Annotated in this window: 4 protein-coding genes; all 4 read left to right on the top strand. The window is 59.9% G+C overall.

Features of this window, described 5'->3' with window-relative positions; genetic code table 11:
- Positions 1-860: 860 nt before the first annotated feature.
- The 4 genes from BMI91_RS00120 to BMI91_RS00105 are packed head-to-tail and all read left to right on the top strand — an operon-like array spanning position 861 to position 16,986.
- Entirely contained in the window at positions 861-3,590 is a 2,730-nt protein-coding gene (locus BMI91_RS00120; RefSeq protein ID WP_158522052.1) for a DEAD/DEAH box helicase, read from the top strand.
- 4 nt (positions 3,591-3,594) lie between these two features.
- Complete coding sequence (locus BMI91_RS00115) at positions 3,595-8,415, top strand: N-6 DNA methylase (protein ID WP_146683959.1); 4,821 nt, start codon at positions 3,595-3,597, stop codon at positions 8,413-8,415.
- A 1-nt stretch (position 8,416) separates the two neighbouring features.
- Complete coding sequence (locus BMI91_RS00110; protein WP_078603557.1) at positions 8,417-14,818, top strand: DEAD/DEAH box helicase; 6,402 nt, start codon at positions 8,417-8,419, stop codon at positions 14,816-14,818.
- On the top strand, positions 14,815-16,986 hold the full coding sequence (locus BMI91_RS00105; RefSeq protein ID WP_078603556.1) for a UvrD-helicase domain-containing protein: 2,172 nt from the start codon (positions 14,815-14,817) through the stop codon (positions 16,984-16,986). The genes BMI91_RS00110 and BMI91_RS00105 overlap by 4 nt, the downstream gene beginning before the upstream one ends.
- Positions 16,987-17,499 lie beyond the last annotated feature (513 nt).

The following is a 17,499-nucleotide window of genomic DNA, read 5'->3' as shown; positions in this document are numbered from 1 at the left end:
CCGGCCCTCCGTGAGCGAGGACGTAATCATTGGGCCAATGTCGGCTACCTCTCTTTCTGGGCATCCATCCGGCGGAGACTCGACGTGGCGAAGTGGGTCGGCGGCCTTGCTGTAGGACGTTTTGGAACTATGACATGGGTGACATCTTATGACATGCTCTTCCGGTCCAATGTCCCGGACAACGAAACGTTGAGGGGCAGGGAGGTTTATGATGGTGATGCTGGATGTGGAATACGCCCGGGGCTCGCCTGGCCGCGAGTTTACTTGATAGCCCATGCAGAAAAACGGGGTGCGAGGTCATTCTGAATCGTCGCAGAGTACAGTCGTAATGATCCGCTCGAAAAAATTGAGATTATCAGACGCCGTTTTCTTACTGAGGTGCATTTAAAAAAACATACCGAGATGGAGGGAACTGAAATTGCGTTCTACTACAGTACTTGGTTTGAAGGTAATGGAGGGCAGAGGTTATGTCTATCGCGTCCCGCAATGCCTCTCTGACATGCGATTTTATCCAAGATAGAAAAACCGAGAAGCGGTCGATTGACCATAGGCTTACGAACCGTCACAAATGTGGTGCGCACCGATATACCAGCGCTAAGGCTTTACATGCGCCAGAAATTTTTTGAGGAACTACATCTTTGTCCGCCCATCCTGTTCCCGGCTCTGTGATCAGCCTGCGCTCTGCCGTTTGGAAGATCTTGGGCACATCCACGCTTAGACACGGCTTTCGGGAAGTGCACTGTCGTGGACTGTCTGGGCTGGTTCGAGACAAGGAGGCCCGCTTTGTCTGGGAGCTCGAACAAGGCGCGCAGGTCTTGGACCCGGCCGCAGTTAAGTTGGTTCCAGACGCTTCACCGGGCTTGATTGATACGAAGCTTCACCTTGAGGCATCGTTTCGCAACACGCCGACGACCACCCGCCGCCCCCTCACTCTCGGTCGTGCTGCGATCGATGATCTCTCCTTCCAGCACCTGCCCGTGGAGCGTGCGCTGGCGCAGGACCGGGTCCGGCTTCTGATTGCGGATGATGTTGGTCTCGGGAAGACTCTGGAGGCTGGCCTGATAGCCTCTGAATTGACTCTACGGGGCCGGGCGGACCGGATCCTTGTGGTCACCACCAAGGCGATGCTCACCCAGTTCCAGAAGGAATTCTGGACTCGGTTCTCAATCCCGCTCTCCCGGCTTGATAGCGCCGCGATACGGCGGATGCGTAACCGAATCCCGGCGCATTACAATGTATTTGACCAGTTCGACCGTTCCATCGTCTCGATCGATACCTTGAAGCGTGATACACAGATCCGCGATGCGATCAAGCACTCTTATTGGGACCTGATCATCATCGACGAAGCGCATAACGCGGCAGCCCGGAAAGCCTCGGCGGGTTCTAACTCGCAACGCGCAGAATTGGCGCAACTCCTGTCCCGACGCACCGACTCCCTCATATTGTTGACCGCGACGCCTCATGACGGCTCGCAGGAAAGCTTCGCGAGCCTGATCGAGATGCTCGACCCGACCCGGGTGCCGGACCCGACCCGTCTGCACCGATCCGACATCGAAGACCTGGTCGTGCGGCGGTTTCGGTCCGACAAGAGTGTGGCCGCAGACATCGGCAAGCAGGTTCCCGAACGACGACTTATCCGTCGCAACTTTCCGCTGAGCCCTGAAGAAGAACTGGCTTACCAGACGATAGCCGAACTGCACTTGGATCTTGACGAACAATCAAGTCGAGGTCGCGCGATTGACTTGTTCCGGACCACGCTCGCCAAGGCGATCTTCTCAAGCCCGGCTGCCTGCCTTGAGACGCTCCGCCGACGCATCCACGGGATCGACAACGGGACTGCGCGCGGCACAGACGAGGATCGAGACAGGCTCGCGGCGCTATCTGATCACGTGGCAGCAATCGACACTGATGCCTTTAGCAAGTACCAGGAGCTCCTCTGCATGCTCCGTGATCTGCGATGGAACGGGAAGAATCCGCGAGACCGGATCGTCATCTTCTCCGAGCGGATCGCAACGGTCTCTTGGCTTGCCAATCGACTTCGCGATGATCTGAACCTCTCGGACGAGCAAGTGGCGCGCGTGGACGGGGGAAGCGTGGAGGCAGACGTCAGAACTCAGGAGATTATCGACGAGTTCGGGCAAGAGAAGTCCCCGATCCGATTCCTGATAGCCTCGGACATGGCGTCAGAGGGGCTCAATCTGCACTTCCAGTGCCACCGTCTGATTCATTTTGATCTCCCCTGGTCGCTTCTGCGGTTTCAGCAACGGAACGGCCGGATCGACCGGTATGGGCAGGACCGCCACCCGCTCATCACCTATTTCGTCGGTGAAAGCTCGCACCCGAAGGTGCGTCAGATGTGGGTCTTGGAGAAGCTTGTAGAGAAGGACGAGGCAGCACAGGCCGGAGTGGGCGATCCAGCGGTGTTCCTGGGCACGGGGGATGCGGATCAAGAGGAAGTGGTCGTTGCTGAGGCTGTAGCGTCCGGGAACGGCGCCGAGGCTTTCGACGCGGAAATGTCCGCGCGTGTTGCGGACGCTCAAACCCATATGTCGCTGGATGACCAATTTGCGGCTCTTTTTGGGGAATACGCTACGCCGTCCTCCACGGAGCCAGAGGCAAGCGCTGCGCCGGAGCAGGACCCACCGCGGCTCTTCCCGGACACGTTTGCATATGCGACCAAAATGATTGAGCGACTGTCGCGACCCGAGGATGGCGTTTTCCCCTCAGCACCATCGTTCGCGCCGAAGGACCGCATGATTCGCATTAGTATCCCCGAGGATATGCTGGCTCGGGATGGATTCGGATACGCGGGTGAGGGTGCTGTCGACGGACGATACATGCCGGAGGAGGCGGTGGGACCCGGAAGCCGGATCGAACTGACCGACCAGGCGCAGGTCATCAATCAGGCGATCAATCAAGCAAAGATGCAGGAACGCTCTTGGCCGACTGTCCAATATCTCTGGGACGCGCACCCAATCCTGGAATGGTTCGCCGACCGGGCCAACACCTTCTTTCCGGAGCATTCCGCACCGGTCGCTCCGTTAAGCGGTTTGACCAATGGGCAAATCGCGGTGGTCATGCACGGCGCGATTCCGAATGCGAACGGGGCGCCGGTGATCGACCGCTGGGCTGTCATGGTCCAGCAGCCAGACGGGTCTATCCACATGGAGGAGGTTCAGGATTTCATCGCGAGCATGCGACTTGCGAATGACACTCCAGGACGGACTGTGAAAGACCTCGCTCCGGCGCAGGCGTCCATCCCAAACGCCGTGGATCGGTTCCAATCCCATCTCGTCAATATCCGTCGGGAACGTGCTGCCCAGATCCAGCGGGATCTCGACGCGGTCCTCGAACGGCTGGGTGAATTGGAGGGCCGGTTTCGGTCCCAGTTGACACTTGAATTAGGTGAGGAGCCGTCGAATGACATCGGACTGAGCCCGACCGAAAAGCGACGAATGACGATCAGGAGAGCGAAAGAACAACGGATCGAACGACTATTCGAGGATTGGGCGGAGTGGTTCGGGCGGACACGCCAGATGGTGGAAGACCCGAACCCGTATGTCGACGTAAAAGCTGTATTTGTGGGGTGATGGGATGGACCTGATCGGAATAGAGAACGAGGCAGAGTTCTTCCCATCCGGGACGCTGTCGGACGTTTTGAAGGAAGAACTTCAGGATATCACCAGCCGCTGGGCAGGGCTGGACAAGAATGCTCATCCAGTAGACCGATTGTCTCGCATAGCCGCCCCGACGATAGAGAGCTTGCGGCAGGCGCGTAATACTTCCAATGCGAGCCGTCGTAGCGAGTTCGTCCGAGATATCCATCATGCGCTCCTTCACGCACTTGGATACTCCTGGAAAAGGGATGCGGTCTTCACCGCGCTCGATGAGGCCCAGGCAATCCCGATTGTCGCCAGGGCGGCGGACGCGACCGGCCGAAATGCGCTCTGGGTCATCGAGGCCCCGGCTCAGGACGGCGGGGATGAGGCAGCAGACCCGCTCGGGGCATGTTTCACCGCGGATCAGTTCCCGCCCGACGTTGGTGAGGCGGCACTCTTGGATCAAACCATCGAGTCCGTTTTGGCGGAGGGGGTATTCGAGCTTTCCGACGGGCCACGTCATGTTCTTGTTCTGGGCCTTTCGCAGATTGTTCTTATCGACAAGAGGAAATGGCCGGCGCGTTCCGTGCTCCGTTTCGACCTTCAGGAGATTTTCACTCGGGCTGAACGCGAGACGCTGACCGTGATGTCTTGCCTGCTCTCACGCGAGGCGCGCGTTCCCGACCAGGGGACGCCGATCTCGGATCGGCTTGAGGAGGAAGCACAGCGCAATGCCAATGCGGTCACCACGTCTCTCAAGCGGACCGTAAGAGACGCGATTGAACTGCTCGGGCAAGAAGTCTTGGACGTCTCCGACGGCAAGCATCAGGGGGTCTGGATCGACGGGCCGGAGCTTTCGCGCGAATGTCTTCGCTACATGTATCGGCTCCTCTTCCTATTTTACGCTGAGGCAAACCCGCGTTTGAATCTGCTGGATCTGAGGGATCCGATTTACGCGACCGGTTATTCACTCGAGACTCTGCGTGAACTGGAATCCGTGCCGCTCCGCACGACCATGGATAGGGAAGGGACCTTTCTGTGGGACAGCCTCCAGCGAACCCTGCACCTGCTCTATACCGGGCTGGATCTCGCAGATGCGGAAAAGGGGACCGGCTTGCGTCTGCCGGCGGTAAAGGTGTCACTGCTCGATCCCAAGAGCACACCGATCCTGAATTCACTCTCCCTCCGCAACGAGGCAATCCAGAAAGTGATCCGCCTCCTATCGCTTAGGTCCACCGGCAAGGGAACTGGTCGGATTTCCTATGCGAAGCTCGGGATCGGCCAACTGGGCGCGGTCTACGAGACGCTGATCTCCTTTACCGGGGTGGTCGCCAAGACTGACCTCATAGAGCTGAAGCCACGCAAAGGCCGATCTGCAGAGGCCGATAACGGCGCGGATGACGAAGCTTCCGACGTTGACGATGAAGAAGAAATCGCTGAGCTGGACGACGCTGATCAGGAAGCTGAGGAAATCTTCCGCCGCGACAAGATCGATCCGCTCGCCCCCAGCTGGTTCGTCCCGCGTAGCCGGATCAAGGAATTCGAACCTGAGGAGATCGTCTTCAAGGGACCCGAGGCGCTGGTCTATCCCAAGGGGACCTTTATCTACCGGCTTGCGGGGCGCGACCGGGAGAAATCCGCCTCCTACTACACGCCGGAACCTCTTGCGCGGTTGTTGGTCAAGCATGCACTGATGGAAAGGTGCCGAGACCTGACCGCAGATGATCTTCTCGACCTGAAGATCCTCGAACCGGCGATGGGGTCAGCGGCCTTCCTCGTGGAGACTACGAACCAGCTTGCCGACCTTTACTTGGAGCGGAAGCAGAAGGAGACCGGGGAGACCATCCCGCAGGATAGGGTCGTTGTCGAAAAACAGAAAGTCAGGGCCTACATCGCCGACCGGAACTGTTTCGGGGTCGACCTTAACCCGATCGCGGTTGAACTGGGCGCCATCTCGCTTTGGCTCAACAGCCTCCATGCAAGCGACTTTTCCCCTTGGTTCGGGGATCAGCTCCATGCCGGGAATTCCCTGATCGGCGCCCGGCGGGCGTCCTATCCCCCCGCCTTTCTCGCCGCGAAGAAGCAGGCCGACCTCTGGTATAATGCCAAGCCCGAGGAGATCGGCTGGCGCAACCGCTTGCCGGAGAGCCATGTTTGGCAGTGGCTCCTGCCAGCCAAGGACATGGCGAACTTCGACAAGGACAAGTCGATCAAACCCTTCGCAGGTGACGCGCAGGATCAGATCAAGGACTGGCGCAAGGGCGGGTTCTTCAAGAAGCTTGAACCGCACGAGGTCAAGCTGGTCCAAAAGCTCAGCCGGGTTGCCGAGGCTTTGTTTGACCAGGTGGCCGAGGATCTTGCCAAGACCCGCGCGGCGGCGAATGACGAGATCACCCTCTGGCCGGACAAGGTCATCCCCGGGAACAAGGGGCTGGACTTCCAGGCTAAGGAGAAGCTGCAGGCACACCTGATCGGCGCCGACCACGCGAGGAATACGCTGCCCTACAAGCGCCTCAAGACGGCAATGGACGCCTGGTGCGCCCTCTGGCTCTGGCCGCTCGACAAGGCGGACCTGTTGCCGAGCCGGGCGGAGTTCCTGCAGGGGATGGCGATGATCCTCGACGGCGGGTTCACGCCGGACGGGTCACTGGCCGCCCCGAGCATGGACGAGTTCGCCGACCCGTCGCCGGACTTCCTCGACCAGCTGGAGCCGGACGCTCCAGCGCGCGACCTGTTCAGGGCGGCCGCGAAGCGGCAAGACGGGCTGTTCCGGGAGACCAATGTCGAGGCGCTGGTCGAGACCTTCGACTGGCTCGGTGTTGCGGTCGAGGTGGCCGGGCACGAGCGCTTCGTGCATTTCGACCTGATCTTCGCCGACGTGATGAAGGCGCGGGGTGGGTTCGACGTGATCGTCGGAAACCCGCCTTGGGCTAAGCCGTCGTTTGACGAGGCACTTGCCGTTTCCGCTTTCGATCCGGCCATCGGCGCCAAGAGCCTCAAAGCGAAGGATGTTCGCGGTGCGCTTCCCGAGCTTCTAAATAATCGATCAAAGTTGAATGAATTTATCAGGTCATACGCAATCGAGAATGGCCGCATATCTTTTACTTCGTCCAATACTACCTTTCCATCGTTGGGCGCGGGGGCAAACAATCTTTATGCCTGCTTCTTGGAGGTTGCGTGGCGCGTTGGAGCAGAGAACGGCTCTGTCGCGCTGATTCATCAAGATAGGCACCTTACGGATCCGAAAAACCGTGAGTTTAGGTCAAATTGGTACACTCGAATTCGACGTCATTTTGCTTTCCGAAATGAGCTTAGAAGCAAGAATTTTGCCGATGTAGGCAACCGGAAGGAGTTCTCGTTGAACGTTTATGGCTTTCCAAGGCGGCAAATTGAATTCATTCACATGAGCGGGTTGCTGGACGCGTCGCAGGTGGAGGATTCTTTTGCACATGATGGAGCCGGGCCAATTCCTCCGATGAAAGATGATAGCGGTAAATGGTTGGTCCGGGGGCACTCCGAGCGGATTGTGAAGCTGAACCGGGATTATCTCTTGAAGTTATCAGATTCATTGGAGGATGGTTCTGATAATATTTCCTGCAAGTTGCCGCAGATATACTCTACGAAAATTTCGGCGCTATTCTCTTCATCGCAAGCTATGAGGAGATCAGGAGAAGACTTGGTCTTTTCTTTGGAGCGCCCTATCGTTGAAACTGATGCGATCAGAGAGAGACGAGTCGAAAAGAGAGAAGCATTTGTCGAATATGTCGGCTCAGGCGTGCTAACTGCGCCAATGATCAAAGTTGGCTCGGCGTTTTCTCAATGCCCCGGGAAGTATCTAAGATCGCATCGAGACTATCACCCCCTGGATTTAGATGCCACCGATAGCACAAGCTTGATTCGATTTGGCTATAAACTATTTCAGCCACCGTCGATACTTGCGGTTGGAGAAAGTGGTGAAGAACTGATCGGGGAGGGGCATCCTCTCTATGCGTTCGCAGCGCGAGACTTCATCGACGTGAATGGAGAACGTAGCCTTTTGGCTGGGCTCGTTCCATCGGGGCTTCCTCACCTACACACCGTGCGTGCAGCCACAGCAGGTAGCCAGTTGAGCACGTTGTCAGTTGCGTCCCAACTGGTCTCACTTCCGTTTGATTTCTTTCTTAGAACTGCTGCGCCAGGCCACCTTGATATAAGCGTGCTGCAATCTCTACCTTTTCAAAAGGCAAGGAGCGACGCACTTTCTCGTGCTCTTCTCTTGTTCTGTCACTTGCAGGAATTTGCGGCTCTCTGGAATGGTCTTGCGCCGACCTTCGAGTGGACGGGATGGTCTCAAGTACACCCATCTTTGCCTATGGTGGATCTGAAAGATCGTTGGTCAAACTCATCGCGTCTTACGTCCGATTATGCAAGAAGGCTGGCGCTCGTTGAACTTGATGTGTTGGCTGCAATGGCGCTTGAGATTTCATGTGAGCAATTGATTGAAATATTCAAAACATATTACCCAATCCTTCGACAAAACGAGGCGGGCACCTGGTATGACCAGCATGGCCGGATCGTCTGGACCTGCTCCAAGGGCCTGCCCGGCGTCGGCTGGCTCGACGAGAAGGGCAAGAGCCCCAGTCGCGCCTCGTGGGAGAAAATCCTCGACGACAACCCGCCAGAACTGACCTGCACCGCCATCGACGACACGATGCCCGGTGGCCCGCGCGAGGTCACCCGCCACTTCGTCGGCCCCTTCACCAAGTGCGCCCGGATCGAGGACTACAAGTGCGCCTGGGCCCATTTCGAGCGGCTGAAAGCCGAGGACGCCGCCTGACATGAACCCGGTCCTTCTTGCCCGCCATGTGCAGGACAGCCTGCGCGAGCTCGTCCACACGACCCTGAACAGTTCCAGCCCCGCCTTCGAGGGCATGGTGGAGCGGTTCATGGCCGAGCCTGGGAATTTCATCAAAGGCCCGTGGATCTCGGTCGACATGCCGTTCCGCCAGATCGACGGCGCGGCGGAAGGAACCTGGGCGCAACCCTTCCCGAAGGTGCCCCTACGCTTCGCCCCCTACCAGCACCAGACGGACGCCTTCGCCCGGCTGAGCGGGGAGGCAATGCGCTCGACCCTCGTGGCGACGGGGACTGGGTCGGGCAAGACGGAATCCTACCTCTGGCCGATCCTCGACCACTGTCGGCGGCACAAGGGAGAGCCCGGCATCAAGGCGATCCTGATCTACCCTATGAACGCGCTTGCGACCGACCAGGCGCGCCGGATCGCCGCGGCCATCACCGAGATCGGCTCGCTGGACGGGGTGCGCGCCGGCATCTACGCCGACGCCGAACCGCAGAATCCGGCCCATGAGGTGACCGCCGACAGCGTCATCACCCACCGGGAGGCGATGCGGAAGAACCCGCCTGACATCCTGCTGACGAACTACAAGATGCTCGACTACCTGCTCCTGCGCGGCCGGGACAAGCCGCTGTGGGAGAAGAACGATCCCGAGACCCTGCGCTTCCTCGTGGTGGACGAGATGCACACCTTCGACGGCGCGCAGGGGGCTGATCTTGCCCTTCTTCTGCGGCGCCTGAAATATCGCCTCAAGACGCCCCAGGACCACCTGACTTGCGTCGGGTCCTCGGCGACGCTCGGCGCGGGAGAGGATGCGAAAACCGACCTCAGGCGCTATGCGGAGACGATCTTTGGCGAGACCTTCGATGAGGGCTCCGTGGTCACGGAAACCCGGAAGGTGCCGAACGAGGTGTTCGGCGATCCGGAATATCTGGATCGGCCTGAGCCGGCGGATATCCACGCAGCCCTGCGCGAGGCGGAGGAGTTGGATCAGGCCGGGGCGGCGTTGCGGCTTGCGACCTGCCTATTTCCCGAACGGACGGATCCGGATCTCGCCTTTCTCGATGACGGGGACCCGTCTGATCCGGGATTTCGGATCGCGCTCGGTGAGCGGTTGAAGGAGCATCACCTCTGTCAGCGCACACTCAAGATCATCGCGGAACACACGGGCCCCGCGTCGCTGGAGACGATCGCGGCAGGGCTGGCGCAGGTTCGCGTGATCCGGGAGTGGCATGAGTCTGACCATCGGGCGCTTGCAGAGCTGGTGGTCGCGCTGGTGGCCTGGGCCCGGTCTGGTCCATCCGAAAACCCGCGCTCGCTGTTCAACGTCAGGCTTCAGCTCTGGGTCCGCGAGATGTCCCGGATGATTACGAACCTGCCGCGATTGGAGGCGGGCTTGGTCCGATCGAAGATGGACCTCTTCCACGCGCTCGACCTTGACCGGCATATGCTTCGCCGAACTCTGCCCGTCGTAAACTGCAACCGGTGCGGCGCGACTGCCCATGTGGGGCGACTGAACCCGAATTCCAGCACCTGCTGGGCTCCTCTCGATCAGCTCTATGAGGAATTCTTCGACGAGAACGGTGGGGAGCGAATCCGACTTTTCTACCACGAGTCGATCGACCGGATGGTCCCAGCGAGCAGCGGGGCGGGAAGGATCGTGAAGGGTCTGCTCGACTCGGACACGATCGCCTTCACACCATCCGATCACAACAACCTCGAAACCGGGCCGGCAACCCCGGTCTGGATGTACGATCCGAGCGACTCTAATGGCCGGATCGACAGGACGTGTCCCGCCTGCGGTCAGGCACGTGGTCTTCTCCTTTTTGGGATGCGGGCGGCCCGGCTAACAACTGGAATCACCGGGACACTCTACACGTCAGAACAGAACGAGGAGCAGGCGGAGGAGAAGCCGCGCTTCCTGGTGTTCTCGGATTCGGTCCAGGACGCCGCGCACCGGGGCGCGGTTGCAGAGACCCGCAACGCCCTCGCAGTCTACCAGAAATCCCTCTTCACCGCTCTACGCGAGACCGAGACGGCCGGAATGAGCTTGAGCGAGGTGATCGAGGATGTGCCGACAGCGCTCCTCGACACGCTCGGTGGCGATGCGTTTACAGCGCTGTTCATCCCGAAGGAGCAGACTTGGCGCCGCCGTTACCAAGACCTCGTCCTGGATGGGATTTCCATCACCGACCCGGTTTTCCTGGACCACATGAAGCTGAGGCTCGGCTGGGAATATTTCGTCGATCTGAGCTACCGGGCGCATTTCAGCCATACGCTCGAGGTGAACGGGGTGGCGGTGGCAGACATCACTGCGGACCTCCTGTGCGCTTCGGCCCAGCGGCTTGCAAGCGAGCTCCGAAACGAGCTTCCAGGTGCGCCCGAGCTCGATCCTAACCTCCTCGCGGGCTTCCTGTCCGGGGTCGTTCAGAGGATGCGGAGACAAGGCTCCGTGGCGCATCCATATCTGGTCAGTGCTATCGCCACCGCCAATGGCCGCTACGGGCTGAACTGGTATGGAGCCCAGCAGCAAGTTGGCGTGAGACGAACTGGAGCTCTGCCAGCGCCAGACAGCCGCCGTGGCCTCGCTCCGATCCCGGTGGCGCTGCACAATCCGCCGTTTGGCTTCGAGAATATCACGAATGCCCATGTGTCGAGCTGGTATCGTGACTGGCTGTTCCGCACCCTCGGCCAAGAAGAGCTTCGTTACGGGACGGACCCGGATGCGATCTATCCGATGGTCCTCCGGCGGCTCGAGGCGGACGGGTTGGTCCGGCGGGTAGAACGGTCGGACGGGAGCCGGCACGCCTGGCTCATTGAGCCGGGATGGGTCACCGTGACAACTGGCACCATCGGACTCGCCTGTGACCGGTGTGGCCGACGCGAGACCGCCCCTGAGGGCAATGCGGAGATCGCGATAGCCAGCCTTTGCACCCGGATCGGGTGCGATGGGAAATTGAGAGAGGTCTCACCTCCAAATCGTCCGGCGCTGCGTCGCTCGCTTCTTTCGGATCGCAACCACCGGGTCGTCGCGCGAGAGCATACCGGCCTTCTCGAGACGAACGATCGGCTGCGGATAGAGAACGGGTTTATCTCGGAGGAGACCCGATGGGCCCCGAACTTGATCTCGGCGACTCCGACTCTGGAGATGGGTATCGATATCGGGGACCTGTCCACGCTCCTTCTGGGATCGGTTCCGCCCGAGGAGGCGAACTACGTCCAGCGGATGGGTCGGAGCGGGCGTCGTGACGGGAACGCACTGAATATGGTGCTCGCGAACTCCAGGGGCCACGACTTGCAGTTCTGGGAAGACCCTACCCCGATGCTGGCGGGCCAGGTACGTCCTCCAGGAGTTTTTCTGGCCGCAGAAGAGGTGCTTCTGCGTCAGGTGACCGCCTTCACACTGGACGCCTATGTCTCCGGTTCGAGTGAGGCAGGGGATTACGGCAAGGTCCGGGACGTCCTGAAACGTCGAGCTGCCGGTGCTATGATCGGATTTCCGATCGAGTGGCTGGAAATGATCAATGAGCGAGGCAATGAACTTGCGACCGCGTTCCTTTCTGGTCTTCCTCAAGAGGTTCAGGCGCGGACGGACCTGGTAGGTCGCATCCAGACCTACCTTACCGGCACGGACCCGAAATCCATCGGATGGCGGATCGGAGCCGTATTCGACGCGGCCGCGGAAGAGCGCGCACGCCTTGTCGAGAAGCGGGAGGAGGCAACACGGGAACTGAAGCGGCTCCGCACCCGTCGTGCCGAGATTACCGAGGAGGAGTTTGAACGTCGGGAGGCCGAAATTTCCCGCGACCGAGCCGAGATCAACAGGATGATCCGGAGCGGGATAGACGAGGTAACGGTGATCCGCTTCCTCACCGACAAGAGTGTCCTGCCGAACTACGCTTTCCCGGAAGAAGGAGTAAAATTGACCTCGATCTTGTCGCGTCGAAACGACTCCGGCGGAAGTGGGGGGCCTCAAGACGAGGACGGGTTGATCCATGTTGAATATTCTCGTCCGGCAAGCTCTGCCCTGTCCGAGCTCGCCCCAGGGCAGTTCTTTTATGCGAATGGACGGCAGGTGGAGATCGAGCGGATCGAGATCGGAAAAGAGGACCTGACCTCTTGGACCTTCTGCCCCGTCTGTTCGAATGTCGCCAACCGGGTCGAGGGTTTGCAAACGAGCACTTGCCCGCGTTGCGGAACCGACATGTGGTCGGACAGCGGATCCGAACATAACGTGGTTCAGCTCAAGTCTGTGATCTCGGTGGATAGCGAGGAGAAGGCGGCGATCCGGGACGGCGATCAGCGCGACCAGCGCCAGTTTGACCGGATGCTCATGCCGTTTCACCGGACCGGAGATATCGACTGCTCCTGGTTCACGAGCCAGGAGGAGGGAGCGCCCTTCGGATTCGAGTTTCTGCCAACCTGCACCTTCCGAGATTTCAATTTCGGATCGAAGTCAGCCTTTCCCGGACCCAGGGTCGCCGGTGAGAATAGGCCCGCGCAACCTTTCCGGATTTGCCGGCACTGCGGGACCCTGCAGAGGCCGCCGCGGAGCGAGGAAGATCGAGGCACGCACCCGTCGACCTGCAAGGTGATGCGGGAGCCGGATCTTGCTCGGGATCGGTGGGAGGCTGACGTGTTCCTAATGCGCAAGTTCGAAACGGAGGCGATTCGGGTCGTGATCCCGGTTGTGGGTGAGGCCGATGACGATGACCTGAAGAGCTTTGTTGCCGCAATCAACCTTGGTATGCGCCAGCATTTTGCGGGGAAGGTGGACCATCTCCGCTCCACCATCTTCGCGGCCCGGCTTGATGGAATGAGCACGGTCCGCAGCCTATACCTTTACGATTCCGTTCCGGGAGGTTCCGGGTATCTTCGTCAAATCGGTCAGCACCCCGACACGATGCGGAGCGTGATTGTCCGCGCGGTTGAGGCGCTCCGGGACTGCCCTTGCAACCAGGAGCCAGACCGGAACGGGTGCTTCCGATGCGTGAAGCCCTATCGCTCTCAGTTCGGGCCGGGCGAGCCGGATAGGGACCGCGCTCGACAGATGTTGGAGGCGATCCTCCAAAAATGGGAGAGTCTCAGGCGGACTGAGACCGGGATCGACGAGTCGATCCGCGGTGCGCTGATGGAGAGCGCGTTGGAACGGCGACTTCTTACGGCTCTTGCGGAGCGATACGGGGAAGAAGCGCTTACGCCGCAGGTCCTTCCCGGGGGGCGGCGGGGCTTTGTGTTGCGCGCTGGCAAGACCACAAAGCCCCGCCTTTGGACGATCGAACCTCAGGTCCAGATTGATGCTCGTTTCAATGGGCTGCCGCGGAAGCGGGTCGACTTCCTGTTCACCCCCGCCGGACGGTCCGGCGCTGTCCCGGTCGTATTGGAGATGGACGGTCTCGAATATCATGCGGGCACCGTAGCACAGGATCTATTGGACCGGATGCTTATGATCCGATCCGGTCAAGTGCAGGTCTGGACACTCTCATGGCGGGATCTCGATGCTGAGGACCGCGCCTTTCTGAACCCGCTGGCGGAACCTGCTCTCAATCCGGAAAAGGTCGGGCGGCTCGGCAACGTGCTCGCGGCTCCGTCATTCTCTGGTCATGTCGACCGGATCCGAAGTTTTCAGGCGGACTCCTCCCTCACGGGGCTATGGCGCCTTCTCGACGGCGAGACAGACGAAGCCGTCGCAGCGCGATCTATCCTGACGCGCGCTTTCGCAGGACTCGGACGCCCGCTCGATCAGCTTCCACGCCAAGCGAACCTTTCTGCGGAAGGGTATCAGTTTCTTCTGACCCCTGGGTTGACCGAGCATGTCGGGGCCGGGGCACTGGACCTCTATCTTGCCTGCAAAAAAATCACTCCGGCGGATTGGGCCGGAGTGGACGAGGATATCCGGCTGCTCTTGCGGGCCAAGTTGCCGGCCCCTGGTGAGGACCCGGCAGCACGGGCGCTTTACACTGAGACTTGGCGCGGGCTCTGGCGCCTCGTCAACCTGTTCCAGGGGGTGCGCGGACTTCATGTGGAACTCGATGGCCTCGATACGCTATCGCCCCCAGACATGTCCGCAGGAGGGGGAGCGACCGACCCTGATACCGCAGCCTGGACGGAAGCGCGCGCCCTATGCGATGACGCGTTTCATCCTCTGATCGACGCGCTGGTTGCAGCTAAGGTTCCCGGACCGGATCGGATGGGTGATGATCTGCTCGCCGAGGGGCGGGTCGTCGGTACGATGGAATTCGGCTGGTCCGAGACGCGGGTCGGCGTAATCGAGGAGCCGTGTGAAGGGACGGGCTGGCGACTTGTCCCATTCGATCCGGAGGAGGATCAGATCGGTGAGACGGTGACCCGGATACTACACGCATTTCAGGAGATGAAATCATGATGGACGCGATCAGCAAACGGGTTTCCTACGACATTGGTTGCATGAAAAGCCTGCGGAAGCTGCCGGACAAGGTGGCCATCAGGTTCATGGATATGATGACCCGGTATATGTCGGACCCGACAGCGAACGGGCTAAACCTCGAAACGGTTGAGGGGGCGAAGGACAACTCAATCAAGTCTCTTCGGGTCGATCAGGGATACCGTGCTATCGCGTTCGAGGTGGGTCGCGACATCATGTTCGTCCACGTGAACGAGCACGATAAGGCGTATCGATGGGCGACACGCCGCCGGGTTAAACTGGACCCAGGCACGAACCGGATCCGCGTTGTCGAGGAACTGGACGCCACTGCCGTGGAAGCGGAGGCGCCCGCACCGTCGGAGCCCCGTCTGTTTGCAGAGATCGCCGATAAGAGATTGCGCGCGCTTGGTGTGCCTGACGAGGAATTTCCAGCGATCCGGACCATAACAACAATCGAAGCTTTGGAGGTGGCGGAAGAGGATTTCGACCCGCTCACCTACCAGGTCCTCTACGCGCTCGCCGCGGGTTATTCGGACCAAGAAGTCTATGCGCTGACCGGGGTCGCGGAGGAACCGCAAACTGCGCCGGAGACGGCTGGGGAGGATGTCTCCTTCGACCAGCTGATCGAGACGGAAGAGAGCAGGCAGACCATCTTCATCCCCGAAAGCGAGGCGGAACTCCGTCGGGTCTTCGAAGAAGGGCTTGAGGGATGGCGGGTCTTCCTTCATCCCGAGCAGCGCAAGCTTGCCTACCGGGACTACAATGGCCCCGCCATGGTGCGCGGTGGTGCCGGGACTGGCAAGACCGTGGTAGCGATGCACCGTGCCAAACATCTTGCGGACCAGATCAAGGACGATCCCGGCCAGGCAGGGCAACGGATCTTGGTGACAACTTTCACCACAAGCCTCGCTCAGGACATCGAGGCCAACCTACGGACCCTATGTCCCGAGCATCTTGATGCGCGCCCTCCCCGGATCGAAGTGACCAACCTCGACCGGTGGGTGTCCCAGTTCCTAAAGCGCAAGAGCTTCGCCCGAGAAGTCGCGTTCTTCGGGGAGGCGCGGGACCGGCTGGACAAGACCTGGAAGGAGGTCTTCGACGACCATGCAATGCCGGAGGGTCTTTCAGAGCCTTTCGTGAAGGCGGAATGGGCCCAAATTGTCCAAGCGAAGGGGCTGACCGATAAGCGTGCCTATCTGAAGGCGTCACGGGCTGGTCGTGGCACGCCGTTGGACCGCCGCAAGCGGGCAGCGCTTTGGGAAATGTTTGCGGATTATCGGGCCCGGATGATCAGCGATGGTCTGGCCGAGCCAGATGACGCATACCGGGAGGCGGTTGAAATCTTGTCCGCCGAGGCGCCGAGCCTACCTTACAATTCGGTAGTGGTGGACGAGGCGCAGGACATGGGAGAGCAAGCCTTCCGGCTGATCCGTGCGATCATTCCTGAAAACATCGCCGGTGACCGGAATTCGCTCTTCATTGTTGGCGATGCGCATCAGCGGATCTACGGTCGCCGCGCGAGCATGTCTTCCTGCGGGATCGAGGTGCGCGGCCGCTCTCGACGTCTGCGACTGAATTACCGGACGACCCAAGAGATCCGGGCCTGGGCCGTCTCCATCCTCGAAGGAGTGAGCGTGGATGACCTCGACGAGGGGACCGACACTCTCAAGGGATATGTGAGCCTTCTTCACGGCGCCGCGCCGGACCTCGTCCGCTGCGCCTCCGAGGCGGAGGAGCTGACCGGATTGGCGGATTGGATCCAGGCGTTGCCAGCAAACCAGATCCGGCGCTCAGATGTCGGCGTGCTCTGTGCGCGGCGGACTGACGTGAAGCGTGTTGAAGAAGCGCTTCGGGCCGCTGGGATCGAAACTGTGGTGCTTCGATCCGGGGCCGAAGACCGTTCCGTGCCAGGCGTCCGGGTCACAACAATGCACCGGGCAAAGGGACTTGAGTTCTTCGCAGTCGCAATACCGTTCTTGTCTGACACCGCCTTCCCCCCGCAGGGGGCGCTTAACGCGGCCGTGGATGCGGCGGACCGAGAAGATATCGTCATTCTGTACCGTTCCCTTTTGCACGTCGCTGCGACCCGAGCAAAGAAAGCCCTGCGCGTTTCATGGTCGAATACCGCGACGAAGCTAATCTTTCCCTAAGTTCACAGATCCAAGAACACTGTGGGAGCTGAAACAAAGATGAGTGCAGCTCGACCTCCAGGTCGACTTCGTCGCAAAAAATGGTGTGGATTCTTTGCTTCCATCGAGGCCCCGGGGCCTCGATGGTGGATTTAAGGGTAGCTCCGGATACTCGGCGAGAGCGTTTCGCCGCTATCGCCTTCGAACAGAAACTGCTCGGTTAGCCCATTGCTGCGCGCCGTGGAAAAGGACCCGTTTCGCAGCCGCTTGAAAACTGCATTAGTCTCGCTGCCAAGCTCGAGGCACGACAGCTGCCCTTGCGCCAGAGAAATCGACTCTAAGCGATGACATGGAGTCGCACACGATAGACGCTGTGCTTCACGATCCTTGAATAGGCGTTTCTTCTGCGGCGCGACGCAGAAGAAACGCAAACCCAGGCGCTCATAGAGTATGAAATTCTTCTGACACCATTAACATATGGAACGATGCTCCAGACGCAAAATAGCGCTGACGCAGCCAAGAAGAAATTTTTTC

It is taken from the genome of Thioclava sediminum (assembly GCF_002020355.1).
Classification (GTDB): Bacteria; Pseudomonadota; Alphaproteobacteria; order Rhodobacterales; family Rhodobacteraceae; genus Thioclava; species Thioclava sediminum.
The sequence above is the reverse complement of the archived record's forward strand: the minus strand, read 5'-3'. Positions and strand labels throughout refer to the sequence as shown.

Excerpts from the sequence above, each read along its gene's own strand:
- BMI91_RS00115 (WP_146683959.1), top strand. The coding sequence starts at position 3,595 with ATGGACCTGATCGGAATAGAGAACGAGGCAGAGTTCTTCCCATCCGGG.
- BMI91_RS00110 (WP_078603557.1), top strand. The coding sequence starts at position 8,417 with ATGAACCCGGTCCTTCTTGCCCGCCATGTGCAGGACAGCCTGCGCGAG.
- BMI91_RS00105 (WP_078603556.1), top strand. The coding sequence starts at position 14,815 with ATGATGGACGCGATCAGCAAACGGGTTTCCTACGACATTGGTTGCATG.